The organism is Janthinobacterium sp. JF4 (assembly GCF_059617925.1).
Window position 1 is genome coordinate 83,869 of sequence record NZ_JCAQAV010000004.1, and the last position, 26,412, is coordinate 110,280.

The following is a 26,412-nucleotide window of genomic DNA, read 5'->3' on the forward strand; positions in this document are numbered from 1 at the left end:
CCGGATCGTGATGATACCGGGCGGTTTTCATTCGGTTGGCCAGAACATCAAGCCTGCGGGCGATCCGCCTTTTTCTCTCTTGCGACGAGATACAGCAGCACGATGATGGCCGCATACGGCAGCAGCGACAGCGCATCCGAGTGCAGGCCCGCATAGAACGGGTTGCCGTGCTCGGCCCAGTCGGCCATCATCTGGTCGAAGTGCGTGAGCACGCCGGCCGTGATCGCGATGATGATGCCGGCCAGCGCGCCGCCGGCGATGTAGCCGGACGCCAGCAGCACGCCCGAACTGCGGTCGCCCGCCAGCTGGCGCTCTTCCTCGTTCAGCTTGGCGTTGTGTTCCAGCTTGTTGTTGCGGCGGTCCGCCAGCCAGCGCACCAGGCCACCGACGAAGATCGGCAAGGTGGACGACAGCGGCAGGTACACGCCGACCGAGAACGCCAGCGACGGGATGCCGGCCATTTCCAGCACCACGGCGATCATCACGCCGAACAGCACCAGGGTCCACGGCAGCTGCTGGTCGAGGATGCCCTTGATGATGTAGGACATCAGCACGGCCTTCGGCGCATCGTATTTCTTCACTTCCGAACCATCGGGACGCTTGCTGTATTGGCCATTGATGCCCGGATCGACCAGGTAGGCCAGCTGGCCATCGTCCTTGACAAAATATTTGCCGGCCGGGCCGCCCACAGTGTCCGTCTTTTGCCAGACTTTATACGTATTGTGGTCGGTGTCGGCTTGCGGGCCATGCAGCTCGCCCGTCACCGTCAGCTTCGACGCGTCAACCGTCAGGCCAGGCGCCACTTGCGCGGCCGGCACGTAGACGGTGCTCGCTTCGTTCAGCTTCAGCAGAATCGGACCGAGGATCAGTGCCGACGACAGCGCGCCCGCCAGAATCGCGTATTGCTGCAGGCGCGGCGTGGCGCCCACCAGGTAGCCGGTTTTCAAGTCCTGCGAGGTGGTGCCGGCATTGCTGGCGGCGATGCACACGATGGCGCCCACCGACAGGGCCGTCACATAGTAGCGTCCGCCCGTCCAGCCCATGATGAGGAAGATCAGGCAGGTAAACAGCAAGGTGGCCACGGCCATGCCGGAGATCGGGTTCGACGAGGAGCCGATTTCGCCCGTCAGGCGCGACGAGACGGTGGCGAACAGGAAGCCGAAGACGAGGATCAAGAGCGCGCCGAGGAAGTTCATGTGCAGCGGCGTGGCGAAAGTGATCACGGCGATGATCGACAGGCAGCCGATGACGACCCATTTCAGGGGGATGTCCTGGTCGGTGCGCAGGGTGGAATTGCTCTTGACGCCCTTGCCGATGCCCTTCAGGCCGGCCGACAGGCTGCGCCAGATCATGGGCATGGCGCGCACCAGCGAAATCAGGCCGCCGGCGGCCACGGCGCCCGCGCCGATGTACAGCACGTAGGCGCTGCGTACGTCGTCGGCGCCCATTTCGCTGATCAACTTGGTGCCCGGTGACAGGACCGTGGTCAGGCTGTCGCCGAAAAACTTGATCATCGGGATCAAGAGCAGATACGACAGCACGCCGCCGGCCGCCATGGTGGCGGCGATGCGCGGGCCGATGATGTAGCCCACGCCCAGCAATTCAGGGGAAATCTCGGCGCCGATGGAGCCGCCCTTCAGCGGCGCGGCAAATTCCACGCCCGGCGTGTCTTTCCAGCCCTTGAACGAGATATTGAATACCTTGTACAGCAAGCCGACGGCAAAACCGCCGAAGATGATCTTCGCGCGGCGCTTGGCGTCCAGCGCGGCGGCCGAATCCTTCTCGATGCTTTCGCCGGCGGCGATGCGTGATTCTTCCGTGGCGGCCGCCTTCAGCACTTCAGCGCAGGCCGTGCCTTCGGGGAATTTGAGTTCCTTGTGCTGGTCGACGATCATGGTGCGGCGCATGGGGATCATCATCAGGATGCCCAGCAGGCCGCCGAGGACGCCAACCAGCATGACTCTGGAGATTTCCAGGTCGAAGCCGAGGATCAGGATGGCCGGCATGGTCACACCCAGGCCGAAGGCCAGCGATTCGCCGGCCGAACCGGCCGTCTGCGTGATGCTGTTTTCCAGGATCGACGAATCCTTGCCGCCCATCTTCTTGGCCAGGCCGAACAGGGTGATGGCGATCACGGCGACGGGGATCGAGGCGCTGACGGTCAGGCCCACCTTCAGCACCAGGTAGAGCGAAGAGGCGCCAAAGACCATCCCGAGTATCACGCCCATGAACAGCGCGCGGAAGGTCATCTCGGGCAGCTTCGCATCGGCCGGAATATACGGCTTCACGGCGCTCGGCATTGCATCTTTTGCCATAAATAAATCCTTAATTGTATAAAATAAACAGCCCGGATCGAGATCCGGGCTATTTGCTTGAAGCCGAGACTATCGCACAGCCGCGTTTCGATGAAAAGGTTTTTTGCTCCCGCTCCCGGAGGCCCGCCCCGCCACCCGCCCGCGCCGGAACGGCTGGCGCATTGGTCTATAATCGCTGCCACCGTGCCCTGCACGCTACCGTGAGACTGCCTTGACTGCCAAACGAACCGGATTCCCCTGGCCTTCCCGCCGCGCCACCGTGCGCGCTATCATCCTCGCCGGCTGCGCCGCGCTGGCCGCCGCCATGCTGCTGGCCGCCTACCTGTTCCTGTATGTGCGCCCCCGCCTGCCCGAGCTGGACGTCATCACCGACTACCAGCCGAAGATACCGCTGCGCGTGTACACGGCCGACAATGTGCTGATCGGCGAATTCGGCGAGGAGCACCGCGACTTCGTGCCGATCGCGCAAGTGCCGGAAATGATGAAAAAGGCCTTGCTGGCCATCGAGGATGGCCGCTTCTACGAACACCACGGCATCGATTTCGTGCGCGCCGGCGGCGCCGTGCTGTCGAACCTGCGCCACGGCTTCGGCCACGGCGGCGGCTCCACCATCACCATGCAGGTAGCGCGCAATTTCTTCCTGACGCGCGAAAAGGTCGCCTCGCGCAAGCTCAATGAAATCATGCTGGCCCTCAAAATCGAGTCGGCCCTGTCGAAAGAGCAGATCCTCGAGCTCTACATGAACCAGATGTACCTGGGCCAGCGCTCGTTCGGCTTCGGCAGCGCGGCGCAGACCTACTTCGGCAAACCACTGAATGAACTGTCGATCGCGGAAATGGCCATGCTGGCCGGCTTGCCGCAAAACCCGTCGCGCCACAACCCGATCAGCAATCCGAAGAAGGCGCACGCGCGCCAGCAGCTGGTCTTGAAACGCATGCGCGAACTCGATTACATCAGCGAAGGCCAATACCGGCAGGCGCTGGCCCAGCCGCTGCATATCAATACCCGCGGCAAGCAGGGTTTCGACACGCACGCCGAGTATGTGGCCGAACTGGCGCGCCAGGCCGTGTTTGCGCAGTTCAAGGAAGACAGCTACACCAAGGGCATCAGCGTCTACACGACGATCTTGAAAGCGGATCAGGATGCGGCCTATGCTTCGACGCGCCGCAACGTCATCGCCTACGATCAGCGCCACGGCTACCGCGGCCCGGAAACCTTCATCGACATGCCGGCTGACCCCGAGCAGCGCGACGACGCCATCGACGCGGCGCTGCAAAAACGCCCGGACAGCGACGGCCTGATCGCCGCCGTCGTCCTTAACGTGGCCAGCGGCAAGGTGGTGGCCGACACGGGCGACGGCGACGCCAAGGCAATCACGGGCGACGGCTTGCGCTTTGCCGCCCCTGCCCTGTCCGCCAAGGCGAGCGCCGGCATCAAGCTGCGCCCGGGCGCCGTGATCCGCATCAGCAAAGATGCCAAGGGCAACTGGGCCATCACGCAAGTGCCGCTGGTGGCCGCCGCCTTCGTTTCGCTCGATGCGGATACGGGCGCCTACCACGCCATGGTGGGCGGTTTCGACTACAACCTGCAAAAGTTCAACCACGTCACGCAAGCGTGGCGCCAGCCCGGTTCGGCCATGAAGCCCTTCGTGTATTCGGCGGCGCTGGAAAAAGGCTTTTCGCCGGCCACCCTGATCAACGACGTACCCCTGGAAATGCAGGCGGGCGGCAAGGTGTGGGCGCCGCAGAATGACGACTTCAAGTTCGACGGCCCCATCACCATGCGCTACGCGCTGGCGCAGTCGAAGAACGTGGCCTCGGTGCGCATCCTGCGCGCGCTGGGCGTGTCGTACACGCACGACTTCCTGGAAAAATTCGGCTTCGACCCGGCCCGCCAGCCCAGCAACCTGACCATGGCGCTGGGCACGGGTTCCGTCACGCCCGTGCAGATGGCGGGCGCCTATGCCCTGTTCGCCAATGGCGGCCACCAGGTGGAACCGTACCTGATCGACCGCATCATCGACGCCAAGGGCGCGATATTGATGCAGACCAAACCACCCGCGCCGAACGACGACAAGACCCTGGCGCTGGACCCGCGCAACGCCTTCGTGATGGACAGCATGCTGCGCGAAGTGGCCCGCACCGGCACGGGCGCGGCGGCGACGAAAAAACTGGGGCGCAGCGACATCGCCGGCAAGACGGGTACCACCAGCGACGCCGTCGACGGCTGGTTCGCCGGCTACGGCGGCGGCATCGTGGCCGTGGCGTGGATGGGCTATGACGAGCCCAAGTCCTTGGGCGGACGCGAATTCGGCTCCACCCTGGCCATGCCGATCTGGATCGACTACATGCGCACAGCGCTCTCCACGCGCCCGCAAGTGACGCGCGCCGTGCCGGCGGGCCTGAGCCAGGTCGATGGCGAGTGGCTGTACGATGAATTCATCGACATGAATGGCGTGAAAACGCTGGACATGGAGGTGGAGACGCCGACGGACCCGGCGGCGCTGCCGGAGACGGTGCCGGTGGAAACCAACTAGTGAAAAAGCCAGGAGCGATCCTGGCTTTTTTTTCGGCCGCGTTTTTTTACGGCGCCTTGACCATGCTCAGGTATCCGCGCACCGTACTGACGACGCTATCGGCGAAATCGTCGACATGGACCTTCGCCGCGCGGTACTTCCAGCGTTTCACGTACCAGTCCTGGAACAGGGCCAGGCAGTGCGCGGCCAGCAAGGTGGGGTCGCCCTGCGGCTTCGGGTCGATTTCCCCGATGGTGGCGGCGATCAGGGTCTGCACATACAGCTCGGAATTTTTCGCCATGCTGCGCTGCTCCACCTGCAGCACGCGCGAATCCATGAAGACAAAATAAAACCACGGCTGCAGCACTTCGGACAGGTAGATCGACGAGCGTATCATCGCCTCCAGGCGGTCCAGCGGCGACTTCACGTCGGCGAATAGCAACGGCAAGGCTTGCGTGGCGTGGCGCACCACATCCTCGATCATTTCGGCCAGTTGATCCTTGCTGGTGATGTAGCCATACAGGCCGCCCATCGACAGCCCCGTCTCGCGGCACAGGTCGCGCAAGCTCATGGCGCGGAAGCCCACGTCATTGGCCAGGCGAAAGGTCGCGACGAAGATGCGTTCAAGATTTTCCAGCGCCGGCTTGCGGCGCTTGACGCCGATACGTTCCGCGTGGCGGTCAAGTATATATTCCCAGATGTTTTCGCCATTTAAAGGCGTCATCTGCTGAAACTGTTCAAAATTAAAATGGGTCGACAAGTGCATTCCCAAGTAACGGTGTAAGAGCAATATCCATGCAATGCCTGGACACGGCATGGCAAGACGGCGGGACGGCTGATGCCGGGCCGATTATAGCTCAGGAAAACAACTGTGACTTTTCAACTATGCAATAGGCGTGTAAGCAACGCCAAATACCCACAGTTATTGCGCTGCATCATGCAATTCAAATGCAATTTCAATCCAGCAGTGCTACATTTAAAAGACCGAGCGCTCGCTATTTTTAATGCATCGAGAATCTCAAGGGCGCACGGTTCATCGCTACAGCATCGACATGTCCACTCATTTCCACTATTAATAATACATAACGGAGACAAAATGAAGACTCGCTTCTGGCAACTGCTATCCACCCTGCTGCTTTCCCTCGCCCTCCTGCCCGGCAGCGCCAGCGCCGCCGGCTACACGCAAACGAAGTACCCGATCGTGCTGGTCCACGGCCTGTTCGGCTTCGACAAGCTCGGTCCCGTCGAATACTTTTATGGCGTCCCCGCCGCCCTGCGCAGCGGCGGCGCGCAAGTGTATGTGACCACCGTGTCGGCCGCCAACAGCACCGAAGTGCGCGGCGAGCAGCTGCTGTCGCAGGTGCGGCAAATCCTCGCCGCCACGGGGGCAAGCAAAGTCAATTTGATCGGCCATAGCCACGGCGGCCCCACGGCCCGCTATGTCGCCTCCGTGCGCCCCGATCTGGTGGCGTCCGTCACCAGCGTGGCCGGCGTCAACAAGGGTTCGAAAGTAGCCGACATCCTCAGTGGCGCCATCCCCAGCACCAGCGGCGCGCTGGGCAATGCGCTCGCCTCGCTGATCGGCATTTTGTCGGGCAACAAGGGATTGCCGCAAAACGCGGGCGCCTCGCTGGCGTCGCTGTCGACGGCCGGCTCGCTGGCCTTCAACAGCCGCCACCCGCAAGGCGTGCCCACCTCCGCCTGCGGCGAAGGCGCTTACCAGGTGCAAGGCGTGCACTATTTTTCGTGGAGCGGCGCGCAGCCGTACACGAACGTGCTCGACGTGGGCGACCCGGCCCTGGCAGCCATCAGCCTGGCCTTCGGCGGCGTCAAGAACGATGGCCTGGTCAGCAGCTGCTCCAGCCACCTGGGCAAGGTGATCCGCGACGACTACGCCATGAACCACCTCGATGAAGTCAACCAGTTCGTCGGCATCGTCAACCTGTTCGAGACGAACCCCGTCACCGTCTTCCGCCAGCAAGCCAACCGCCTGCAAGGCCTGGGACTGTAAGGAGGCGACGATGCGCACAAACGCGAAATGGAGCATCGGCGCCAGCCTGGCGGCCCTGGCCCTGTACCTGCTGCTGCGCCCGGGCGAACCGCCCGCGCCGCCGCCGGAAAAGGCGGAACCGGACCTGTTCGCGTTCGTGCGCTCGATGCAAGGCACGCGGCCCGACGGCAACGTGACGGTGGCCGCCGGCGACAAGCTGGTGGTCGACGCGGAACTGGGCCACCTGTTCGACTACTATCTGGCGGGCCTGGGCGAAAAGCCGCTGGCCGCCATCCGCAGCCAGATCGAGGCGGAGCTCGATAAACGCCTGGCGCCCGTCCCCGCGCGCGAAGCCAAGCGCCTGCTGGGCGCTTACCTGGCCTACAAGCAGGCGCTGGCCGGTGCGGAACAAGCGCTGCCGGCGCAAGCCAATGCGGCCCTGGCGGCGCGCGCGCGCCTGCAAGCCATGCGCGCCCTGCGCGGCAATTACTTTACGTTGGAGGAAAGCGCGGGCCTGTTCGGCGCCAGCGACGCACATGACGACGACGCCGTGGCGCGCATGGCCATACTCGGCGACACGTCGCTCGATGAAGCGCAGCGCCAGGCGCAACTGGCCGCGCTGGACCAGAAAATGTCGCCGGCCCAGCGCGCCGCGCGCGATGCGCCGCTGCAGGTGGCGCAGCTGGACGCATCCGTGAAGACCTTGCGTGCCCAGGGCGGCGGTGAAAATGAAGTCTACCGCCTGCGCGCCAGCACGTTGACGCCGGCGGCGGCGGCGCGCCTGGCGGAACTGGACCGCGAAGAGTCGCAGTGGCAGCAGCGCATCATCGCGTATCAGGCACAGAAGGCGCAGCAGGCCGGCCTGCCCGGCGGCGCGCAGGATGCGGCAGCCCTGCAGCGGCTGCGCGACGCCAGTTTCACGCCGGAGGAACAGCGCCGGCTGGGCGCCTACGAATAGCCATCAGGCCAGCTGCGCCAGCAAAGCTGCTGCCGCCAACACGTCCGTGCTCTCGCTCCCTTGCCGGTAGCCGGCATGGACAGGGGCCAGCACGGCATGCGCGGCGGCGCGGCAGCCTTGCGCCTGCAGCACGGCCGCCAGGCTGGTGGCGCAGCGCAGTTCCCAGCCTTGCGCCTGCTGGCCCCTGGCCAGCTGCAGCGCTTCTTCCAGCTGCAGCCGCACCGCTTCCAGGCCGGCCACATCGTCTTGCGCCAGCGCCCGCCAGCGGTGGTGCGCGTCGCGGCGCAGCACTTCCGGTGCGCTCCACGGCGCCAGGCCCATGCGCGCGCGCCGCAGCGCCTGGCTATCGGCGGCCGCGTCGTGCAATGTAGCCATCAAATCGACCTGTATCGGCCAGCTGCGCACCGAAGGCCAGGGAAACTCCGTCATCGCCTCGCCCCCATCGAGCAGGCGCTGGTAGGCGGCGCCCCAGGCGCTCCAGTACAGCAAGCCATAGCGGGCGGCGTGCTCGCACAGCAGGCAAGTCCACGCATGCGCCAGTCCCCGCTGCCCGCACCACAGGGCGACGGGAATGGCATTGATGGCCAGCGCCACGCACAGCGTGACGCCATTGTGCTCGAAGCCCATGGCCACCGCCTCGCGCACCAGGGCCAGGGCGTCGTCGGGGCGGCCCTGCATCCACAGGCAGCGCGCCAGCGTGCCGCGCAGGCAAACCTGGTGATCGGCCAGCAAGGCATTGTTGAAGCCGAGCCGCCCCGCGCCCTCGGGATGGGCGAGCACCATGCGCGCCAGCGCCGCCGACTGCGCGTAGCGTCCCTGCACATACTCGCCCACGGAGCGCATGCGCGCCAGCACCAGCCGCATCGCCGTGTCGTCGCGCGTGTCGCACAAGACGGCAAGCTCGGTGACATAACTGTCGGCGCGCTGGAAATCGGCCAGCTTCAGGCTGCATATCCACATGCCGCAAATCGCCTCAAAGCGGCGCCTGCCATCGTCGGTGCGCATGGCCAAGGCATAGCCGCGCTGGAACGAACGCAGCATGGTGCCGGTGACGCCCTGCGTATGCAGCAGCAGGTGCGCCTGCGAGGCATGCAGCCGCATCTCGCTGTCCGGGTCGTCCAGCGCATGCGTGGCCATGCGCTCGAGCGCGCGCTCGACGCGCACGCGGTACTCATCCATCAGCGACAGCTGGTAGAACAGGGTTTGCGCGGCCAAGGTCAGCGCCACCCCCAGCGCCACGTCGCCCTCCTCGCCGAAGGACCAGTCGATGGCGGCGCGCAGGTCGTCGACATGGCGGCCATAGCGCGCGCTCCAGTGGGCCGGCGGCATGCTTGCCCAGCCGGCGGCGATGCGTCCGGCCAGGCCCAGGCAATGGCGCGCATGGCGCAGCAGCACGGCGCCCGCGCCACCGCCCGCCGACAGCTGCGCGCTAGCATACGCGCGCGTGGTGTCGAGCAGCCGGTAGTACACATGCTGGCAGCAAAACTCGATGCTGACGAGGGACTTGGCGGCCAGGTCCGCCAGCGTATCGAACACGTCGCATCCCGCCACGGCGCTGGCCGACTCGAGGCGGAAGCGGCTCTTGAACACGCTCAGCGCCTGCAATACCTGGCGCTCTTGCGCGTCGAGCAAGCCGTAGCTCCAGTCCAGCGTGGCGCGCAAGGTCTGGTGGCGCAGGGGCATGTTGCGCGCGCCGCGCGTGAGCAGGCGAAAGCGGTCGTCGAGCTGGCGGCGCAATTCGTGCAAGCCGAAATGGCCGATGCGCCCGGCCGCCAGCTCCAGCGCCAGCGGAATGCCATCGAGGCGCCGGCAGATATCCACCACCACGGGCACGTCGGCGTCGGCCAGCACGAAAGCATCGTCGACGGCCGCGCAGCGTTCGCAAAACAGCTGCACCGCAGTGAAATGGCGGGCCGCCGCCGCATCGGGCGCGGCATCGGCCGGCGGCAATTCCAGCGCGGGCAGGCGCTGCAGCTGCTCGCTGGTGAGGCGCAGCGGCTCGCGGCTGGTGGCCAGCACATGCAGCAACGGCGCGCCCTTGAGCAAGGCGTCGGCCAGCGTGGCGGCCGCGCCGATCACGTGTTCGCAGTTATCGAGCACGAGCAACATGTGGCGCGGACGCAGATAGGCCAGCAGGAGCGGCATGGCGTCGCCCGCTGGCACCGCCACGCCCAGCGCCGTGGCCAGCGCCAGCGGCACCAGGCGGCCCTCGTCCAGCGGCGACAGGTCGACGAAACACACGCCGTCGGCATAGCGGCGCAGCACGCGCGTGGCCAGGACGACGGCCAGGGTGGTCTTGCCGATGCCACCCGGACCGGCAATGCACAGCAAGCGCAATTGCAGCAGCTGGTTGGCCATCGTTTGCAGCACCTCGGCGCGCCCCAGCATGCGCGTCAGCATGACGGGCAGGTTGTGCCGCGGCTCGGCACCCGCCGCACCCGACGCCGGCCGGCCCGTGTGCGCCAGCGGCGCCAGGAAGCCGTAGCCGCGCCCGGGGATGGTGGTGATGTAGCGCTGGCCGTCGCGGCCATCGCCGAGCGCCTTGCGCAGCGCCGCCAGATGCACGCGCAAAGTCGCGTCATCGACCACGGCGTTGGGCCAGACGATGGCCACCAGTTCATGCTTGTCGACGATGTCGCCGGCGCGCTCCAGCAGCGCCAGCAACAAATCCATGGCCCTGCTGCCCAGGCGCAGCGCGCGGTCGCCCTCGAACAGCATGCGTTCTAGCGGCAATAGGCGAAACGGGCCGAAGACATAGGCCGGGACAGGACTGTTTATCATTCTTGCGTGGGGGAGTAGGTGTTAAAGCATGCGGCTTGCAGTGGCCATATTCTACTGAGCATCCACGCCAGGCCGCATGGCGCCGTCTTTCGGCACTATTACAAGGCCAGCGGACAGCAGCGCGCCCACCTCGGCCGCGGGCGCCGGGCGGTGCAGATAAAACCCCTGTACCTGCGGGCAGCCCAGCCGCCGCAGCTGCGCCAGCTGTTCGCCGTTTTCCACGCCCTCGGCCAGCATCTGCAAGCCCAGGCCGCGCGCCAGTGCAATGGTCGAGGCGACGATGACGGCGTCGCTGCCGCAGCTATCGACGTCGCGGATGAAGGAGCGGTCGATCTTGATGGTGTGAATCGGCAGCATCCTGACATGGCTCAAGCCCGAATGGCCGGTGCCGTAATCGTCGAGCGAAAGGGACAGCCCCAGCGCGCGCAGCCGGCGTAATCCCTGCACCGCCTGCGCCATGTCGTCGATGCAGCAGCTTTCCGTCACCTCCAGTTCCAGCAGGCCGGGAGGAATCGCGTGGCGCTGCAGGCAGCCCAGCACGAAGTCGGGCAAGTGCGGCTGGCACAGCTGGCGCGCCGAGACATTCACCGCGACCGGCACCAAAGACAGGCCCGCCGCGCGCCACTGCGCCAGCTGGCGGCAGGCCGCATCGATGCCCCAGTTGCCCAACGCGGCGATGGCGTCAGTCCGCTCGGCCAGACCGATGAATTCGTTCGGGGAGATCAAGCCGTGACGCGGATGCTCCCAGCGCAGCAGCGCTTCCAGGCCGACCAGGCGCAGCTGCGCCGTATCGAACTTGCCCTGGTAATGAAAGCGGAATTGACCGTCGCCGATGGCGCTGGCCAGACCCGCCAGCAGCTCGCGGCTGCGCGCCGACATCCCGGACATGCCGCTGCGCCCCTCCCGCGCCAGGCGCCGCGCCCACCACAGCATGGCGCCGCCCGGCGCCAGCGCCATCAGTGCCGCCAGCGCCACCGGCGCCACATGCCGCAGCCGCGCGCCGTCCAGCCAGATGCCCAGCGGCAGGCAGGCGCCCAGTGCAGTGCACAGCAGCGCGCGCGCGCCGTGCCGGAACCTTGCCAGGCGCACCACTAGGCCAGCATCGCGTCGCGCGCCGCGGCGTATTCATGGCGTACCGGAATGCCCGCCGCTTCCTGCAGGGCCAGTCCCTTTGCCGTTTCGGTGCCCGCCCTGGCGATGCTGGCGCGTTCCTGCGCCAGCTGTTGCGGCTCCGCCATCGGCAGCAGCTGGCGCGAGGAGCGCGCGATGCAGTTGAGATTCTTGATGATGTCGCTGGCCGGCACGGTTTTCGGATAGTTGCCATCGATCACGTCGCGCATGCACAGCGCGGCAGTGGCCAGTAGCAGCAAGGTCAACAACGCAAAGGAGCAGCGCAGGCGCGTGCCGATTTTCATATTTGCCATCTGTTCGCATCCTTCAGTGTGGTGCATCGGTCATCGCGCCGGGCTCGCATGCAAGGCTGATGGCAATGGCCGCCGCCTGCCACGAATGGCTGGACGCGGCAGGCGAAGGGGTCAGCCGGGATGTGGCCGAGGCGGGACCATGGGGTGGTACGGCAGGCAGTGTGAGTTATCTCACAAGCAATGTCGCGTTAAGTTTTGAAAAGATTTGCTTAGATGGCAAAACAGCCATTCTTGTAACGATGCTTTTTTAGCAATACACAACCTTTGTGCGCGCCACGTAAAAACGGCCGCGCAAGGCGGCCGTCCGGAAACGCATGCTGGCGCCGTCAAGCCGTCAGAACACTTCCCACTCGTCGTCGCGCGGCGCGCTCTGGCGCTGGGACGGCACGGCGCGCAAGGCTGGGCGGCCTGCGGCGGGACGCGGTGCAGGACGCTTCAGCGCCGCGCTGGCCACCACGGCGCGCGGCGCGGCCGGCTTTGCGTTCGCGTTCACCCGCGCGGCAGGCGCCTGCGCGCCATCGATCCTGAAGACGCTGACCACGCCGGCCAGCTGGCCCGATTGCTCCTGCAGCGATTCGGCAGCGGCCGCAGCCTCTTCCACCAGGGCCGCGTTTTGCTGCGTCACCTGGTCCATCTGGCCGATGGCCTGGTTGATCTGGTCGATGCCCGAGCTTTGCTCCTGCGTGGCCAGGCTGATTTCCGCCATGATGTCCGTCACGCGCTGCACGCTGGAGACGATTTCGGCCATCGTGCTGCCCGCCTCGGCCACCAGCTTGCTGCCCGCGTCGACCGCCACCACGGAGTCGCCGATCAGGGTCTTGATTTCCTTGGCCGCCGCCGCCGAGCGCTGCGCGAGGTTGCGCACCTCGGTCGCCACGACGGCGAAACCGCGTCCCTGCTCGCCCGCGCGCGCCGCTTCCACGGCCGCATTCAAGGCCAGGATATTCGTCTGGAAGGCGATGCCGTCGATGACGGAAATGATGTCGACGATCTTGCGCGACGAGTCGTTGATGGCGTCCATGGTCTCGACCACCTTGCCCACCACGGCGCCGCCCTTCACCGCCACGCCCGAAGCGCTCAGCGCCAGCTGGTTGGCCTGCTGGGCATTGTCGGCGTTCTGCCGGACTGTCGACGTCAGCTCTTCCATCGACGATGCCGTCTCTTCCAGCGAACTGGCTTGCTCTTCCGTGCGCGAGGACAGATCCAGGTTGCCGCTGGCAATTTCCGACGAGGCCGTGGCGATGGTGTCCGTGCCGCTGCGCACCTGGCCGACGATGTTGACCAGGCTGGAATTCATGTCTTTGAGCGCCTGCAGCAGCTGCCCCGTTTCTTCCGTCGTGTGCACCTCGATGTGGCTCGTCAGGTCGCCCGAGGCCACCGTCTGCGCCACTTTCACGGCCAGATTGATCGGCCGCGTGATGGCGCGCGTGATATAGGCGGCACAGCCGATGCCCAGTGCGCAGGCCAGCAAGCCGAGGATGACCATCAGGCTTTCCGCGCGGATCACGGCCGCGCTGCCATCCTTGACGCTGGCATCGGCCACCCCGTTGTTGAGCTTGATGATCTCGTTGAGCGTGCCTTCGGCCTTGCCGAACAGGCTGCGTGTATCCTGGTACTGTTGATAGAACGCCACGAACAGCTCTTTCTGCCGCGCCTCGTCGCGGTTGTCGGCCAGCTGACGCAAGATGGCGCGCACCTTGTCGTCGTCCGCCTTCCAGGCCATCCACTCGCCCTGGAAGCGCTGCCACAGCACGGCTTCCTGGGGCGTTTGCGGCAGCGGTTCGTACAGCTTGCGGCCCGCCTCGATATTGGTCCAGGCCTTGGTGCGCAGCTGCAGCGCTTCCGCGAACTTGTCCTGTGCCTGATAATTGTTTTCATGGATGGCGGCCGTCAGGGTGGCGGCGGCAACGGCCGTCTGGCCTTCGCTGATCATCATCAAGCCCTGGATCGACGGCAGGCGCACCACGCCAATTTCATTGACGGCGCGGCCCACGGTGGCGATGCCCGTGTAGCCGCAGATACCCACCACCAGCAAGGCCACCATCATCACGGCGACGAGGGTCGCCAACTTCCATTTGATCAGTAAATTCTTAAACATGGCTAGGTCCTTTATAAAGTCACGACGGCTGCTGGCGAGGTTAGGGCTGGCATGTTCGAGTAAAACAGCTGACACTTGTATAAAGGTGGCGGGGGTGGGGCGTACGCTTCGTTACAATTGGCGAGAATTCATAAGTGGAAGCATAGTGGAAAATGGGCGCGCTGGCTGTCAAATACTTGACACAAAACAAGATTTCTTTCTTTACTGTGGCGCGTATTGCACAGGGGGCAAAAAAATTGACAGGGCGCCCAGCTTTGGTGCAAAAAAAATCCCCGCGCGCCACTATTGGCTACGCAGTTGATAGTCGTATAAGATGGGCAACAAGCAAACAACAGGCAGACCATGGCTTATCCTATCGAACACAAACTGGTGATCGGGGTCGCTTCCAGCGCCCTGTTCGACCTGGCCGAATCGCACCAGGTCTACCTCGACAACGGTCCCGAGGAGTACCGCAAATACCAGGAAGCGCATATCGACACCGTCTTGCCGCGCGGCGTGGCCTTCCCCTTCATCCGCCGCTTCCTGAACATCAACAAGCACTATCCGCGCCAGTCGCCCGTCGAAGTGGTGCTGTTTTCGCGCAATTCGCCGGAAACGGGCTTGCGCGTGATGCACTCAATCGCCCACTACGGCCTGGATATCTCGCGCGCCGCCTTCATGACGGGCAAGTCGCCCTACCCCTACCTGCCCGCCTTCAATGCCTCGCTGTTCCTCAGCGCGAATGAAGACGACGTGCGCAGCGCGCTGGCCTGCGACTATCCGGCCGGCCTGGTGCTGCCGTCGCGCACGGAAGACGACGAGAGCGACGAAGAACTGCGCGTGGCCTTCGATTTCGACGGCGTGATCGCCGATGACGAAGCCGAAACCGTCTTCAAGCGCAACAATGACGTCGATGAATTCCACGCCCATGAAACCCTGAACGTGGGCACGCCGCACCGCCCCGGCCCGCTGGCCGGCCTGTTCCAGAAGCTGGCCACCATGCAGCGCCTGGAAGAAAGAGCGCAACGGCGCGACCCCGGCTACAAGAAGATCCTGCGCATCGCCATCATCACGGCGCGCAACGCGCCCTCGCACGAGCGCGTCGTGACGACCCTGAAAAGCTGGGGCGTGGCGGCCGACGAGACGTTTTTCCTCGGCGGCATGGACAAATCGCGCGTGCTGGCCGTATTCAAGCCGCATATCTTCTTCGACGACCAGCTGAGCCACCTGAAATCGGCGGGCGGCACGATACCGATGGTGCATGTCCCCTTCGGCATCGCCAATGTCCGCGCAGGATAAAACCTGCTGCGCGTCGCGCTTTGCGGCCTGCGATGCTCACCGTACTAAAGTACGGTTGCGCTTCTTGACCACAAATCACTGCCGCTCGCGACGGTTTTCTCAAGCGCGGAGATATAAGTGATGGTCTATAATCTCGCCTGTCGGCGCCGTCATTGGCGGCGCTGCGCGCACCACAGCCGTCCCACTCAACTGCCTCTGCCACTAGTGTCATCGCCTGCATGTCCTTAGACTTAACAAAAGCCCTCCCCAAGCCCGGCAACCGCTACGCGCTGCCCGCCCTGTATGGTTCATCCGACGCCTATGCCCTGGCGCTGGCCGCTTTGGCCTTGAAAGCGCGGGGCCAGATGCTGGCCGTGGTGGTGGCGCAGGCCAGCGACGGCCAGCGCCTGCTCGATGAAATCCCGTGGTTTGGCGGCAAGGAACTGCGCTGCCACCTGCTGCCGGACTGGGAAACGCTGCCCTACGACGCCTTTTCGCCGCACCAGGACCTGGTCTCCGAGCGCCTGGCCACGCTGCACGAAATCCAGACGCGCCAGTGCGACGTGCTGATCGTGCCGGCCACCACGGCGCTGGTGCGCCTGGCGCCGCCGTCCTTTTTGGCCGCCTACACCTTCTTCTTCAAGAAGGGCGAAAAGCTCGACGAAGCGCGTTTGAAGTCGCAGCTGACCCTGGCCGGCTACAGCCATGTCTCGCAAGTGATGTCGCCCGGCGAATACTCGGTGCGCGGCGGCCTGCTCGACCTGTTCCCCATGGGCTCGGCCCTGCCCTACCGCCTGGACCTGTTCGGCGACACCATCGAGACCATCCGCACGTTTGACGCCGACACCCAGCGTTCGCTCTACCCCGTGCATGAAGTGCGGCTGCTGCCCGGCCGCGAATTCCCCATGGACGAAGCGGCGCGCACCACCTTCCGCAACCGCTGGCGCGAACAGTTCGAAGGCGATCCATCGCGCTCGGTCGTCTACAAGGACATCAGCAGCGGCATCGCCTCGGCCGGCATCGAATACTATCTGCCCCTGTTCTTCGAGCAGACGGCCACCCTGTTCGACTACCTGCCGGAAGACGCCTCGCTGGCCCTGGTGGGCGAGATCGACGCGGCCATCGGGCGCTTCTGGACAGATACCCAGTCGCGCTACCGCTTTTTAAAAGCGGACCGCGAGCGGCCGATTTTGCCGCCCGAGTCGCTGTTCCTGTCCGACGAGCAGTTCTTCGGCCTGGCCAAGCCCTATCCGCGCCTGGCGATAGCGAAGTCGAACGATGCGCTGGCCTCGGAACTGTCGGCGCCCGTGCCGAACATCGCCGTCAACCGCCGCGCCGACGACCCGCTGGCCAACCTGCGCAGCTACCTGCTGCAAGCGGGCCGCCGCGTGATGATCTGCGCCGAATCGAACGGCCGCCGCGAAACCCTGCAGCAGTATTTCACCGAATACGATCTGCACCTGACGCCGGTGGAAGGCAGCGACGGTTTTCTGCAGTCCGACGCCAAGCTGATGCTGGGCGTGGCGCCGCTGCACGCGGGCTTCGAACTGTTTACGCCCGAGGGCAACCTGGCTTTCATCACGGAAACGGAGCTGTATGCCGGTTCCGGCCGCCGCGTCGGCACAAAAAAACAGGAAGGCGTGACGCAGGTCGAATCGATGGTGCGCGACCTGTCGGAGCTGAAAATCGGCGACCCCGTGGTGCACATCAACCACGGCATCGGGCGCTACATGGGCCTGACCAGCATGGACCTGGGCGAAGGCGAGACGGAATTTCTGCACCTCGAATACGCGAAGGACACGAAACTGTACGTGCCCGTATCGCAGCTACACGTCATTTCCCGCTATTCGGGCGCCTCGCCGGAAGACGCGCCGCTGCATTCGCTCGGTTCGGGCCAGTGGGAAAAGGCGAAGAAACGCGCGGCAGAACAGGTGCGCGACACGGCCGCCGAGCTGCTCAACCTGTACGCCCGCCGCGCGCTGCGCCAGGGCCACTCGTTCGAATTCTCGGCGCACGACTACCAGCGCTTCGCCGACAGCTTCGGCTTCGACGAAACGCCGGACCAGGCCGAGGCCATCCACAATGTCATCAAGGACATGACCTCGGGCAAACCGATGGACCGCCTGGTGTGCGGCGACGTCGGCTTCGGCAAGACGGAAGTGGCGCTGCGCGCGGCCTTCATCGCCGTCATGGGCGGCAAGCAGGTGGCCATCCTGGCGCCCACCACCCTGCTGGCCGAGCAGCATGCGCAAACCTTCGCCGACCGCTTCGCCGACTGGCCCGTGCGCATCGCGGAATTGTCGCGCTTCCGCAGCGGCAAGGAGATCACGCAAGCGTTCAAGGGCATGGCCGACGGCACCATCGACATCGTCATCGGCACGCATAAACTGCTGTCCGACGACGTGAAATTCACGCGCCTGGGCCTCGTCATCATCGACGAGGAGCACAGGTTCGGCGTGCGCCAGAAGGAAGCCTTGAAAGCCTTGCGCGCGGAAGTGGACGTGCTGACCCTGACGGCCACGCCGATCCCGCGCACCCTGGGCATGGCGCTGGAAGGCTTGCGCGACTTTTCCATCATCGCCACGGCGCCGCAAAAGCGCCTGGCCATCAAGACGTTCGTGCGCAGCGAGGGCGAAGCCATCATCCGCGAAGCGTGTCTGCGCGAACTCAAACGGGGCGGCCAGATCTACTTCCTGCACAACGAGGTGGAAACCATCCAGAACCGCCTGGCCATGCTGACGGAACTGCTGCCCGAGGCGCGCATCGCCGTGGCGCACGGCCAGATGCACGAGCGCGACCTGGAAAAAGTCATGCGCGACTTCGTCGCCCAGCGCTTCAATATTTTGCTGTGCACGACGATCATTGAAACGGGCATCGACGTGCCGACGGCGAACACCATCATCATGCACCGCGCCGACAAGTTCGGCCTGGCGCAGCTGCACCAGTTGCGCGGCCGGGTCGGACGTTCGCATCACCAGGCCTACGCCTACCTGCTGGTGCACGACGTGCAGGGCCTCACCAAACTGGCGCAGCGGCGCCTGGACGCCATCCAGCAGATGGAAGAACTGGGCAGCGGCTTTTACCTGGCCATGCACGACCTGGAAATCCGCGGCGCCGGCGAGGTGCTGGGCGAGAGCCAGTCGGGCGAGATGACGGAAATCGGCTTCCAGCTGTATTCGGACATGCTCAACGAAGCCGTGCGCTCGCTGAAAGCGGGCAAGGAGCCGGACCTGGCCGCGCCGCTGGCATCGACCACCGAGATCAACCTGCACGTGCCAGCCCTGCTGCCGGCCGATTTTTGCGGCGACGTGCACGAGCGCCTGTCGATCTACAAACGCCTGGCCAATTGCGCCACGCAGGAAAAGATCGACGACATCCAGGAAGAGCTGATCGACCGATTCGGCAAGCTGCCCGACGCGGTGAAAGCGCTGGTCGAGACGCACCGTCTGCGCATCGCGGCGAGAACCGTAGGCATCGTCAAGATCGACGTGCATGGCGAGGCGGCCACGCTGCAATTCATGGCCAAGCCGCCCATCGACCCGATGCGCATCATCGACTTGATTCAGAAAAACCGCCATATCAAGCTGCATGGCCAGGACAAGCTGAAAATCACGGCCGCCATGCCGGACCTGGCCGCGCGCGTGACGCAGATCAAGACCACCATCAAGCAATTGACGGTGTAAACTATTAGACAACTTTACGCAGGACTGCTCCATGACCAATACGACTTCCATCACCATGAATCTGATCCTGCAGGGCCTGGACGGCGATAGCGCCCGCCTCGATCGCATCGCCGCGCTGGCCGCGCCCACGTCCATCACGCGCCTGGGACCGAACGCCGTGCGCTGCGAACAGATCGCCTATTCGCCCGCGCTGCGCCCCACCATCGAAGTGGCGGCCCAGGCGGCGCAGCTGGACGCCACCTACATGATGGGCCAGCGCGAACTGGCCGAATTCAAGCTCGTGGCGATGGACATGGATTCGACCCTGATCACCATCGAGTGCATCGATGAAATCGCCGACATGCAGGGCTTGAAACCGCAAGTGGCGGCCATCACGGAAGCGGCCATGCGCGGCGAACTCGATTTCGCGGCCAGCCTGAAGCAGCGCGTGGCCCTGCTCGAAGGCCTCGATGCGTCGGCCCTGCAGCGCGTCTACGACGAACGCCTGAAACTGTCGCCGGGCGCGGAAGCCATGCTGGCGGCCGTGCAAAAGGCCGGCCTGAAAACTTTGCTGGTCTCGGGCGGTTTTACCTTCTTCACCGAACGCCTGAAACAGCGCCTGGGCCTCGACTACACGCATGCGAACGAACTGGAAATCGTCGACGGCAAGCTGACGGGCAAAGTCATTGGCGGCATCGTCGACGCCGAGGAAAAGCAGCGCACCGTGGAGCGCGTGTGCGCGGAACTGGGCATTGCGCCAGCGCAGGCCATCGTCATGGGCGACGGCGCCAACGACTTGAAAATGATGGGCATCGCCGGCCTGTCGGTGGCCTTCCGCGCCAAGCCCGTGGTGCGCTCGCAGGCCGACGTGGCGCTGAACTTCGTGGGACTCGATGGCTTGCTGAACGTATTGACCTGAGTTGCGGCTATCTGGCGGGCGGTGCGCGCACGATGGCATAAGTTTGCTATATTGCAAACTTATGCGCATCCCGCCACCCGATCGTGAAAGAACACCGCATGCCGCCACCGCTGCCAGAAGAGATACAACGCCACCTGGATGTGTTTGTCGCTGCCGCGCAAAATACCTTCGGCGCCGACCTTGCCGCCGCCGTGCTGTTTGGTTCGGCCGCGGACGGCCAGTTGCGCGCCACCTCCGACGTCAACCTGCTGTTGCTGCTCAAGCGCTTTACGCCGCAGGCGGCCGATGCGCTGCGCGGGCCTTTGCGTCTGGCGCACGCCGCCATCGATTTGCAGGTGATGTTCCTGCTCGACAGCGAATTGACGCAGGCCGCCGACGCCTTCGCCGTCAAGTTCGCCGACATCATCGCGCGCCATCGAGTGCTGCTGGGCAATGATCCTTTCGCCAGCCTGCATACCAGCCGCGACGCCGTGCTGCGCCGACTGCGGCAAGTGCTGCTGAACCAGCAGGTGCGCATGCGCGAACGGTATATGCTATTGAGCCTGCATGAAGAACAGCTGGCTGGCGCCATCGCCGAAGCAGCCGGTCCGCTGCGTGCGGCGGCGGCCTCGCTGGCGCAGCTGGAGGGTAAATCTGCACAGTCCGGCAAGCAGGCGCTCGAAGCGTTTGTCGACCGGCTGGGCGACCCGGCCCTGCACGCGGCTCTGCAAGCCATGTCAAAGGCGCGCGAAACGGCGCGCCTGGCGCCGGGGCAAGCCCTGCCCGCCTTCACAAGCCTGATGACGATTACCGGACGCTTGCGTGAACATGCGGAGTCGATGCGGTGAACGGCTACAATCCGTTTGACTGGAGCGGGCCGTGGTTCCTGCTGGCCTACCTGATCCTCGGCGTGCTCGTGTACTACCTCGCGCGCGAGCTGCTGATCCGCCAGGAACAGCGTAATCCGCACGCGCAGCTGTCGCTGGCCGATGATCCCTACCGCATCGCCTTCCTGCGCGGCGGCGCCCTCGAAGCCGTGAAAATCGCCGCCGTCGTGCTGGTCGACCGCGGCTTGCTGCGCGCCGATGGCCCGCTGCTGGAAACGGCCAGCGCCGACAGCCTGCGCTTCGTCAATCACGACATCGAACGCGACGTGCTGCGGCTGTACCTGGGCCGCCAGGGCCACAGCAGGGAGCTGGCCGAGCAGGCCGAGACGCTGCCGTCGTGCCGCGCCTACCGGGACACCTTGACGCAGCAGGAATTGCTGGTCGGCCCGCCGCTGCTGCGCCGGCGCGAACGCATCACCGGGGCCGCGCGCTACCTGCTGCTGACGGTGGCCGCCGTCAAGGCCGTCATCGCCATCAGCCGCCAGCACGACAACCTGCTGTTCCTGGCGCTGCTGCTGGTGATATTCCTGCTCATGCTGCGCGGCTTGCGTACCCAGGCGATCAGCTGGAGCGCGCAGCGGCTGCTGACCGACTTGCGCATGCTGTTTGGCCGCCTGAACATGCGCTCGTCGCGCCTGCACCCAGGCAGCAGCAGCGGCGACATGGCACTGCTGGCCGCCATCTTCGGCATCGGCGCCCTGCCCTTGTCCGTGTACGCGTATGTCGCCGCGCTGTACCCGGCGCCCCGGCAAAACACGGGCGGCGACTCCTCGTCCGGCAGCACGGGCGACTCGGGCGACTCTTCATCGGGCGGCGACGGCGGCTCTTCCGGCGGCTGTGGCGGTTGCGGTGGTGGTGGCGGCTGTGGCAGCTAGCAAGGACGCCACATGCGACCGCGTCGGCCTGGGCTGGCGCGGCGAACTGGCTGGCGGCATCCTGTCCAACCTGGCGCAGATCGACGTGCTGGAAGTGATCGCCGACGATTACTACGGCGCCGCGCGCGCCGGCATCGCCGCCTTGCGCAGCCTGGCGCGCCAGGTGCCCGTCAGCCTGCACGGCGTGGGCATGGGCCTGGCGTCGACGATTCCCGCCGATCCGCGCCGCCTGCATGCGATGGCGCGCCTGATGAAGGAGGTGCAAGCGGAATCGTGGTCCGAGCACCTGAGTTTCGTGCGCGCCGGCGGCGTGGAAATCGGCCACCTGGCGGCGCCGCCGCGCACGCCGCACAGCGCCGCCGGCGCGATCGCCAATATCGCGCTGGCCACGCGCATCGTCGGCAGCGCGCCGCTGATGGAAAACATCGCCACCCTGGTCCAGCCGCCCGCCAGCACGCTGGACGAGGCGGCATGGCTGGCGCGCATCATCCACGGCGCGCAAGTGCCGCTGCTGCTCGACCTGCACAACCTGTATGCGAATGCCGTCAATTTTGGCGAGGACCCTGAGGAATTGCTGCTGCGCCTGCCCCTGGCCAGGGTCGGCGCCGTGCACCTGAGCGGCGGCCACTGGATCGCTGCGCCTGGCGGCGGCCAGCGCCTGCTGGACGACCATCTGCACGACGTGCCGCCCGCCGTCTTCGCTTTATTGACCGTGCTGGCGCGCCATGCGCCCCGGCCCTTGACGGTGATCGTCGAACGCGACGGCAATTACCCGTCGTTCGAGCATGTGCTGGGCCAGCTGGAGCTGGCGCGCGCGGCCTTGCGCGCAGGACGCAGGGCATGAGTTCGCCCGCCCTGGAAACTCTGCTGGCAAAGCTGTACACGGACGACGCCTTGCGTGCAGCCTTCCTGCTCGCACCCAGGGCGCAAGCCTTGCGGCATGGCTTGTCGCCGCAGGAAGCGGACGCGCTGGCGGCAATGGACCACATCGGCCTGCAGATGGCGGCGGCCAGCTATCGCGCCAAGCGCACCGCGCGCGGCCACCAGCCCAGGCCGGCGCAGCGCTGGTGGCGCCGGTTGCTGCAAGTGTGGCGCTGAGCGCCCGCTACAGCGGCTACAGTTGCCACAGCCGCAGCGGCAACAAGCCCCACCAGGCCAGCACCAGCAGCAGTTGCAAGACCGCCAGCAAGGCGATCCAATCCCATTTCGCCCACGAGCCGGCCTCGGCCGCCGTGCCGCGGCTGCGCCAGCAGCGCGCCAGGCCGAACGCCGCGGCCAGCGGCAGCGCGCCCGTGACCAGTGCCAGCAGCACGCTGGCGATGGTGACGTCGCCCAGGCGCAGGAACGACTGAAAATAGAAAAACGGCAGCGGCAAGAGCAGCGCCAGCAGCGACAGCAAAGGCGCGAACAGATGGTCGCCCCGCTCCAGGCTGCGCAGCGCCGCGCGCCACACACCCACCAGCAGCACGTACAGCAAGCCCGCCATGCCCAGCGCCAGGCTGCCCCACAGCACCAGCATGCGCAGCATCGACGCGCGCTCATAGCTGCGCAAGCCGTCGCTGAGCACATGCTTGCCATCCTCCTGCATCAGCACGTGCGACGGCGTGCTGCGGTCGCTGGCGCGGAACAGCAAGCCGCCCACCGGTTCCAGCTCCTTCGGCTCGCCCTGGAACGGGATCAGGAACAGCGATTCGCCATCCCATTTCAGGCGCGTGAAGCCGAAGACGGCATCGACCCATGCCATGCTGGCCATGGGGCTGGGCGACGGCACATACACGCCCTGCCAGTTTTCCACCGTGGGCGCGGGCGTGCCGCGCGGGGCCGGCGCGCGCAGCGGCAGTTCCAGGTCGCGCAGCAGCAGGCGGTTGAAGCGTTCATAGTCGGCTGCTTCCGCATCCGTATTGAAGGCCACAAAGAAGGCGCTGTCCTGTTCCGGATAGATGCACAGCATGGCGCGGAAACCCACGGCCGTGCCAGGGTGGCAGGCGCCCACCACATTGTGGCGGTCGCGCACGGCAAGGGCCAGGCCGTGGCCCGTTGCCAGGCCTGCCTGCGCCGCGTCCGTGCCGGCCGGTTCGGACAAGGCCCCCATCAGCGCCAGGTCGATGAAGCGCTCGCCCTGCAGCTTGCCGTCACCCATCAGGAATTGCGCCAGCCTGGCCATGTCCGCCGCCGTGGTGGTGAACTGCGCGGCCGGACGCAAATACTGGGGCACGGCCGGCTGCGCCACGCCATGCTCGAAGTGGCCCATGGCCAGGCGTGGATCGCGCTGCGCGCCCGCCTGCGTGCTCATTTGGGTGCTCATTTGCGTGACGAAGCCAAACGTGCTGTCCGCCATGCCCAGCGGCTGCAGCAGCTGCGCATCGAGGTAACGCTCATACGGCTGACCCGTGACCTTCTCGATCACCATGCCCAGCAAGCCATAGCCCATGTTCGAATACGCATAGCGGCTGCCTGGCCGGGCGCGCACGCGCAGCAGATTGCGCCCGCCATCAAAAGCGGCGGCCAGCGGCGTGTCCGGCGCCGGGTTCAGGCTGAACGCCTGCCAGAAGCGCGCGTTATCGAGGCCGGACGTGTGCGCCAGCAGGTGGCGGATGCGCACGGGATCGCTCGCTTGCCACGGGTTTTTCAGCGCCAGCTCCGGCAGCACTTGCTGCAAGGGCGTGTCGAGCGTGAGCCGGTCTTCGCTGACCAGGCGCAAGACACCCAGCGCCAGCGCCACCTTGCCCACGGAACCCACCTGTACGCGCGTGTCCGCCTGCATGGGCATGTGCTTAGCGGTATCGCGCAAACCGGCGGCGCCCGTGCGCACTGTGCCATCGGGCAAGACTTCGCTCCAGACGGCGCCCGCCAGGCCCTCGTCCTTCAAGCCGGCGGCAAACTCGGCCTCCAGAGGCGCGGCGGCGGCATGCGCCGCAGTGGCGCACAGCAGCAAGGCTGGCACAGCGCACCGCAGCCATGACATGGCGCGCGCGGCCAACGTGGGATAGCGATCTCGTTTCAACAATGTATTCCGCCTTTTTGCATGGACTGCGCTGCCGCGCCGCTTTGCTTGTTACAATTAAAAATTGCGCAACGACGGGAGCTTTCATGTCACAAGATATTGTTTTGGATACCCAACTTCAGCAGACCAAGAACCTGGCCTGGTGGTTGTACCTGATACATGGCGCCAGCTTTGTGTTTTCGCTGGGCGCGTTTTCCTTCATTCCGCTCATCATCAATTATGTGAAGCGGGACGAGGCGGCCGGGACCTTCGTGTATAGCCATCACAGCTGGATGATCCGTTCCTTCTGGTGGTATGTGGCCTGGATCGTCGTCGGCGCCATCCTGTGGGTCACGCTGATCGGCATTCCGCTGGCGCTCCTCGTGTGGGGCGTGGCCTGGCTGTGGAAAGCTTACCGCTTGCTGCGCGGCTTCCTCGACCTGAACAACAACAAGCCCGTGCCCATGTAATGACTTGTGGGCAAGCCCACGTGCTTGCCCACTGCCGCTACAGCGCCGCGAACGCCCGTTCGATATCGGCGATCAGATCCTGCGGATCTTCCAGTCCCACATTCAGCCGCACCAGCTGGCCCGGCAATTGCCAACCCTTGCGCATGGCGGCGATACGGTACGGCATCACCAGGCTGTTCGCACCGCCCCAGCTGTAGCCTATCTTGAAAAACTGCAAGGCATCGACGAAACGGTCCGTCTGCGCCTCCGTGTAGCGGGCGTCGAACAGCACGGAAAACAGGCCGCCCGCACCCGTGAAATCGCGCTGCCAGATGGCGTGACCCGGGCAATCGGCGAAAGCCGGATGCAGCACGGTGGCGATTTCCGGCCGGCTCTTGAGCCAGGCGGCCACCGCGCGCGCGCCCGCATCGTGGGCGTCGAAGCGCAGCTTCATGGTGGGCAAGCCGCGCAGCACCAGATAGGCGTCGTCCGCGCCCACTCCCATGCCCAGACGCATGTGCGCCTGCGCCAGGCGCTCGTGCAGCGCCCGCTCGCGCGTGATCAGCGCCCCCATCAGCACGTCCGAGCCACCCGACTGGTATTTCGTCAGCGCCTGCATGATGATGTCCACGCCCAGGTCAAAACCGCGCAGGGCCAGGCCGGCCGACCAGGTGTTATCCAAAGCCACCAGCACGCCGCGCGCATGGGCCGCCGCGCAGATGGCGGGCAAGTCCGGCACTTCCATGGTCACGGAGCCGGGCGCTTCCGTCCAGATCAACTTGGTATTCTCCTGGATCAGGGCGGCGATGCCGGCGCCGATGAGCGGATCGTAATAGCGGGCCGTGATGCCGAAATCCTGCGCCAGCCAGCGTCCCAGTTCGCGGTTCGGGTTGTAGATGTTTTCCGGCAGCAAGACATCATCGCCCGTCTTCAGCAGGGCAAAGTCCGCCATGGCGATGGCCGCCAGGCCCGACGGCGCCAGCAGGCAATATTTTCCCCCTTCGATCTCGGCCAGGCGCGCTTCCAGGGTGAACGTGGTGGGCGTGCCGTGCAAGCCGTAGGTATAGGCGTTCTTCTCTTTCCAGTCGCCCGAGCGCATGGCCGCCACGTCCTTGAACAGCACGGTCGACGCGTGATGGATGGCGTTCGGAAAGGCGGCAAAGCCCTGCGGCGCCTGGTAATCGCTGTGGATCAGCGCGGTTTGCGGAGATTTGATAGTGGTCATGGCGTCGGCAAAGTGCGTGGGCAAATAAAAAGGCGGGCCAGCAATTGCCGGTCCGCCTTGATTGTAAGGGCTTATGCCCTTGCCTGCCGTACTGT

20 protein-coding genes are annotated in these 26,412 nt (G+C 65.4%); 12 read left to right on the top strand and 8 right to left on the bottom strand.

Annotated elements, in window-relative coordinates; translation table 11 throughout:
* Nucleotides 1-47: 47 nt before the first annotated feature.
* Nucleotides 48-2,315, bottom strand: a complete 2,268-nt coding sequence (locus AC54AF_RS05850) for an OPT family oligopeptide transporter (RefSeq protein ID WP_496635764.1) — start codon at nucleotides 2,313-2,315, stop codon at nucleotides 48-50.
* Nucleotides 2,316-2,526: 211 nt separating this feature from the next.
* Here AC54AF_RS05850 and AC54AF_RS05855 point away from each other — a divergent pair, with 211 nt between their 5' ends.
* A complete protein-coding gene (locus AC54AF_RS05855; protein WP_496635765.1) occupies nucleotides 2,527-4,851 on the top strand; it encodes a penicillin-binding protein 1A in 2,325 nt (774 codons plus the stop codon).
* 46 nt (nucleotides 4,852-4,897) lie between these two features.
* On the opposite strand, the gene AC54AF_RS05860 is transcribed toward AC54AF_RS05855, so the two are convergent.
* Entirely contained in the window at nucleotides 4,898-5,554 is a 657-nt protein-coding gene (locus AC54AF_RS05860; protein ID WP_496635766.1) for a TetR/AcrR family transcriptional regulator, read from the bottom strand.
* A gap of 372 nt (nucleotides 5,555-5,926) precedes the next feature.
* Here AC54AF_RS05860 and AC54AF_RS05865 point away from each other — a divergent pair, with 372 nt between their 5' ends.
* Both AC54AF_RS05865 and AC54AF_RS05870 read left to right on the top strand, forming a co-directional pair.
* A complete protein-coding gene (locus tag AC54AF_RS05865; RefSeq protein ID WP_496635767.1) occupies nucleotides 5,927-6,841 on the top strand; it encodes a lipase family alpha/beta hydrolase in 915 nt (304 codons plus the stop codon).
* Between the two features lie 10 nt (nucleotides 6,842-6,851).
* A complete protein-coding gene (locus tag AC54AF_RS05870) occupies nucleotides 6,852-7,778 on the top strand; it encodes a lipase secretion chaperone (protein WP_496635768.1) in 927 nt (308 codons plus the stop codon).
* 3 nt (nucleotides 7,779-7,781) lie between these two features.
* On the opposite strand, the gene AC54AF_RS05875 is transcribed toward AC54AF_RS05870, so the two are convergent.
* Genes AC54AF_RS05875 through AC54AF_RS05885 form a run of 3 tightly spaced genes read right to left on the bottom strand, consistent with a single transcriptional unit; the run spans nucleotide 7,782 to nucleotide 11,983 of the window.
* The gene (locus AC54AF_RS05875; protein ID WP_496635769.1) at nucleotides 7,782-10,559 is read right to left on the bottom strand and encodes an ATP-binding protein; all 2,778 of its coding nucleotides are present in this window, start codon (nucleotides 10,557-10,559) and stop codon (nucleotides 7,782-7,784) included.
* Nucleotides 10,560-10,610: 51 nt separating this feature from the next.
* Nucleotides 10,611-11,648: a putative bifunctional diguanylate cyclase/phosphodiesterase gene (locus tag AC54AF_RS05880; RefSeq protein WP_496635770.1), complete on the bottom strand. Its 1,038-nt coding sequence runs from the start codon at nucleotides 11,646-11,648 to the stop codon at nucleotides 10,611-10,613.
* Between the two features lie 2 nt (nucleotides 11,649-11,650).
* A complete protein-coding gene (locus tag AC54AF_RS05885; protein ID WP_496635771.1) occupies nucleotides 11,651-11,983 on the bottom strand; it encodes an MCP four helix bundle domain-containing protein in 333 nt (110 codons plus the stop codon).
* Between the two features lie 59 nt (nucleotides 11,984-12,042).
* Between AC54AF_RS05885 and AC54AF_RS05890 the strand changes: the two genes are divergently transcribed.
* Complete coding sequence (locus AC54AF_RS05890; RefSeq protein ID WP_496635772.1) at nucleotides 12,043-12,234, top strand: hypothetical protein; 192 nt, start codon at nucleotides 12,043-12,045, stop codon at nucleotides 12,232-12,234.
* An 83-nt stretch (nucleotides 12,235-12,317) separates the two neighbouring features.
* On the opposite strand, the gene AC54AF_RS05895 is transcribed toward AC54AF_RS05890, so the two are convergent.
* Nucleotides 12,318-14,081 (bottom strand): methyl-accepting chemotaxis protein, encoded by a 1,764-nt coding sequence (locus AC54AF_RS05895; RefSeq protein ID WP_496635773.1) that lies wholly within the window; start codon nucleotides 14,079-14,081, stop codon nucleotides 12,318-12,320.
* A gap of 342 nt (nucleotides 14,082-14,423) precedes the next feature.
* Here AC54AF_RS05895 and AC54AF_RS05900 point away from each other — a divergent pair, with 342 nt between their 5' ends.
* The 7 genes from AC54AF_RS05900 (at nucleotide 14,424) to AC54AF_RS05930 (ending at nucleotide 22,758) form a co-directional block, all read left to right on the top strand.
* Nucleotides 14,424-15,359 carry a 5'-nucleotidase gene (locus AC54AF_RS05900; RefSeq protein WP_496635774.1) on the top strand — a complete coding sequence of 312 codons (936 nt, stop codon included), beginning with the start codon at nucleotides 14,424-14,426 and terminating at the stop codon, nucleotides 15,357-15,359.
* 218 nt (nucleotides 15,360-15,577) lie between these two features.
* The gene (mfd, locus tag AC54AF_RS05905) at nucleotides 15,578-19,021 is read left to right on the top strand and encodes a transcription-repair coupling factor (protein ID WP_496635775.1); all 3,444 of its coding nucleotides are present in this window, start codon (nucleotides 15,578-15,580) and stop codon (nucleotides 19,019-19,021) included.
* 55 nt (nucleotides 19,022-19,076) lie between these two features.
* A complete protein-coding gene (gene serB / locus AC54AF_RS05910; RefSeq protein WP_496635918.1) occupies nucleotides 19,077-19,919 on the top strand; it encodes a phosphoserine phosphatase SerB in 843 nt (280 codons plus the stop codon).
* 98 nt (nucleotides 19,920-20,017) lie between these two features.
* Nucleotides 20,018-20,746 carry a hypothetical protein gene (locus tag AC54AF_RS05915; protein WP_496635776.1) on the top strand — a complete coding sequence of 243 codons (729 nt, stop codon included), beginning with the start codon at nucleotides 20,018-20,020 and terminating at the stop codon, nucleotides 20,744-20,746.
* Nucleotides 20,743-21,660 (top strand): TIGR04222 domain-containing membrane protein, encoded by a 918-nt coding sequence (locus tag AC54AF_RS05920; protein WP_496635777.1) that lies wholly within the window; start codon nucleotides 20,743-20,745, stop codon nucleotides 21,658-21,660. Before AC54AF_RS05915 ends, AC54AF_RS05920 begins: the two co-directional genes overlap by 4 nt.
* Nucleotides 21,650-22,504, top strand: coding sequence for an MbnB/TglH/ChrH family RiPP precursor modification enzyme (locus tag AC54AF_RS05925; protein WP_496635778.1), 855 nt, complete (start codon nucleotides 21,650-21,652; stop codon nucleotides 22,502-22,504). The genes AC54AF_RS05920 and AC54AF_RS05925 overlap by 11 nt, the downstream gene beginning before the upstream one ends.
* Nucleotides 22,501-22,758: a hypothetical protein gene (locus tag AC54AF_RS05930; RefSeq protein ID WP_496635779.1), complete on the top strand. Its 258-nt coding sequence runs from the start codon at nucleotides 22,501-22,503 to the stop codon at nucleotides 22,756-22,758. Before AC54AF_RS05925 ends, AC54AF_RS05930 begins: the two co-directional genes overlap by 4 nt.
* A gap of 16 nt (nucleotides 22,759-22,774) precedes the next feature.
* Here the strand turns inward: AC54AF_RS05930 and AC54AF_RS05935 are convergent, their stop codons facing one another.
* Nucleotides 22,775-24,664, bottom strand: a complete 1,890-nt coding sequence (locus tag AC54AF_RS05935) for a serine hydrolase domain-containing protein (protein WP_496635780.1) — start codon at nucleotides 24,662-24,664, stop codon at nucleotides 22,775-22,777.
* Nucleotides 24,665-24,750: 86 nt separating this feature from the next.
* Here AC54AF_RS05935 and AC54AF_RS05940 point away from each other — a divergent pair, with 86 nt between their 5' ends.
* Nucleotides 24,751-25,113 carry a DUF4870 family protein gene (locus AC54AF_RS05940; RefSeq protein WP_496635781.1) on the top strand — a complete coding sequence of 121 codons (363 nt, stop codon included), beginning with the start codon at nucleotides 24,751-24,753 and terminating at the stop codon, nucleotides 25,111-25,113.
* 37 nt (nucleotides 25,114-25,150) lie between these two features.
* On the opposite strand, the gene AC54AF_RS05945 is transcribed toward AC54AF_RS05940, so the two are convergent.
* On the bottom strand, nucleotides 25,151-26,317 hold the full coding sequence (locus AC54AF_RS05945; RefSeq protein ID WP_496635782.1) for a cystathionine beta-lyase: 1,167 nt from the start codon (nucleotides 26,315-26,317) through the stop codon (nucleotides 25,151-25,153).
* Between the last annotated feature and the right edge of the window lie 95 nt (nucleotides 26,318-26,412).

What these genes read in the sequence shown, in the direction of transcription:
- AC54AF_RS05850 (WP_496635764.1), bottom strand. Translation starts at nt 2,315, where the DNA reads ATGGCAAAAGATGCAATGCCGAGCGCCGTGAAGCCGTATATTCCGGCC.
- AC54AF_RS05860 (WP_496635766.1), bottom strand. Translation starts at nt 5,554, where the DNA reads ATGACGCCTTTAAATGGCGAAAACATCTGGGAATATATACTTGACCGC.
- AC54AF_RS05865 (WP_496635767.1), top strand. Translation starts at nt 5,927, where the DNA reads ATGAAGACTCGCTTCTGGCAACTGCTATCCACCCTGCTGCTTTCCCTC.
- AC54AF_RS05870 (WP_496635768.1), top strand. Translation starts at nt 6,852, where the DNA reads ATGCGCACAAACGCGAAATGGAGCATCGGCGCCAGCCTGGCGGCCCTG.
- AC54AF_RS05875 (WP_496635769.1), bottom strand. Translation starts at nt 10,559, where the DNA reads ATGATAAACAGTCCTGTCCCGGCCTATGTCTTCGGCCCGTTTCGCCTA.
- AC54AF_RS05885 (WP_496635771.1), bottom strand. Translation starts at nt 11,983, where the DNA reads ATGGCAAATATGAAAATCGGCACGCGCCTGCGCTGCTCCTTTGCGTTG.
- AC54AF_RS05890 (WP_496635772.1), top strand. Translation starts at nt 12,043, where the DNA reads ATGGCAATGGCCGCCGCCTGCCACGAATGGCTGGACGCGGCAGGCGAA.
- AC54AF_RS05895 (WP_496635773.1), bottom strand. Translation starts at nt 14,081, where the DNA reads ATGTTTAAGAATTTACTGATCAAATGGAAGTTGGCGACCCTCGTCGCC.
- AC54AF_RS05900 (WP_496635774.1), top strand. Translation starts at nt 14,424, where the DNA reads ATGGCTTATCCTATCGAACACAAACTGGTGATCGGGGTCGCTTCCAGC.
- mfd (WP_496635775.1), top strand. Translation starts at nt 15,578, where the DNA reads ATGTCCTTAGACTTAACAAAAGCCCTCCCCAAGCCCGGCAACCGCTAC.
- serB (WP_496635918.1), top strand. Translation starts at nt 19,077, where the DNA reads ATGAATCTGATCCTGCAGGGCCTGGACGGCGATAGCGCCCGCCTCGAT.
- AC54AF_RS05915 (WP_496635776.1), top strand. Translation starts at nt 20,018, where the DNA reads ATGCCGCCACCGCTGCCAGAAGAGATACAACGCCACCTGGATGTGTTT.
- AC54AF_RS05930 (WP_496635779.1), top strand. Translation starts at nt 22,501, where the DNA reads ATGAGTTCGCCCGCCCTGGAAACTCTGCTGGCAAAGCTGTACACGGAC.
- AC54AF_RS05940 (WP_496635781.1), top strand. Translation starts at nt 24,751, where the DNA reads ATGTCACAAGATATTGTTTTGGATACCCAACTTCAGCAGACCAAGAAC.
- AC54AF_RS05945 (WP_496635782.1), bottom strand. Translation starts at nt 26,317, where the DNA reads ATGACCACTATCAAATCTCCGCAAACCGCGCTGATCCACAGCGATTAC.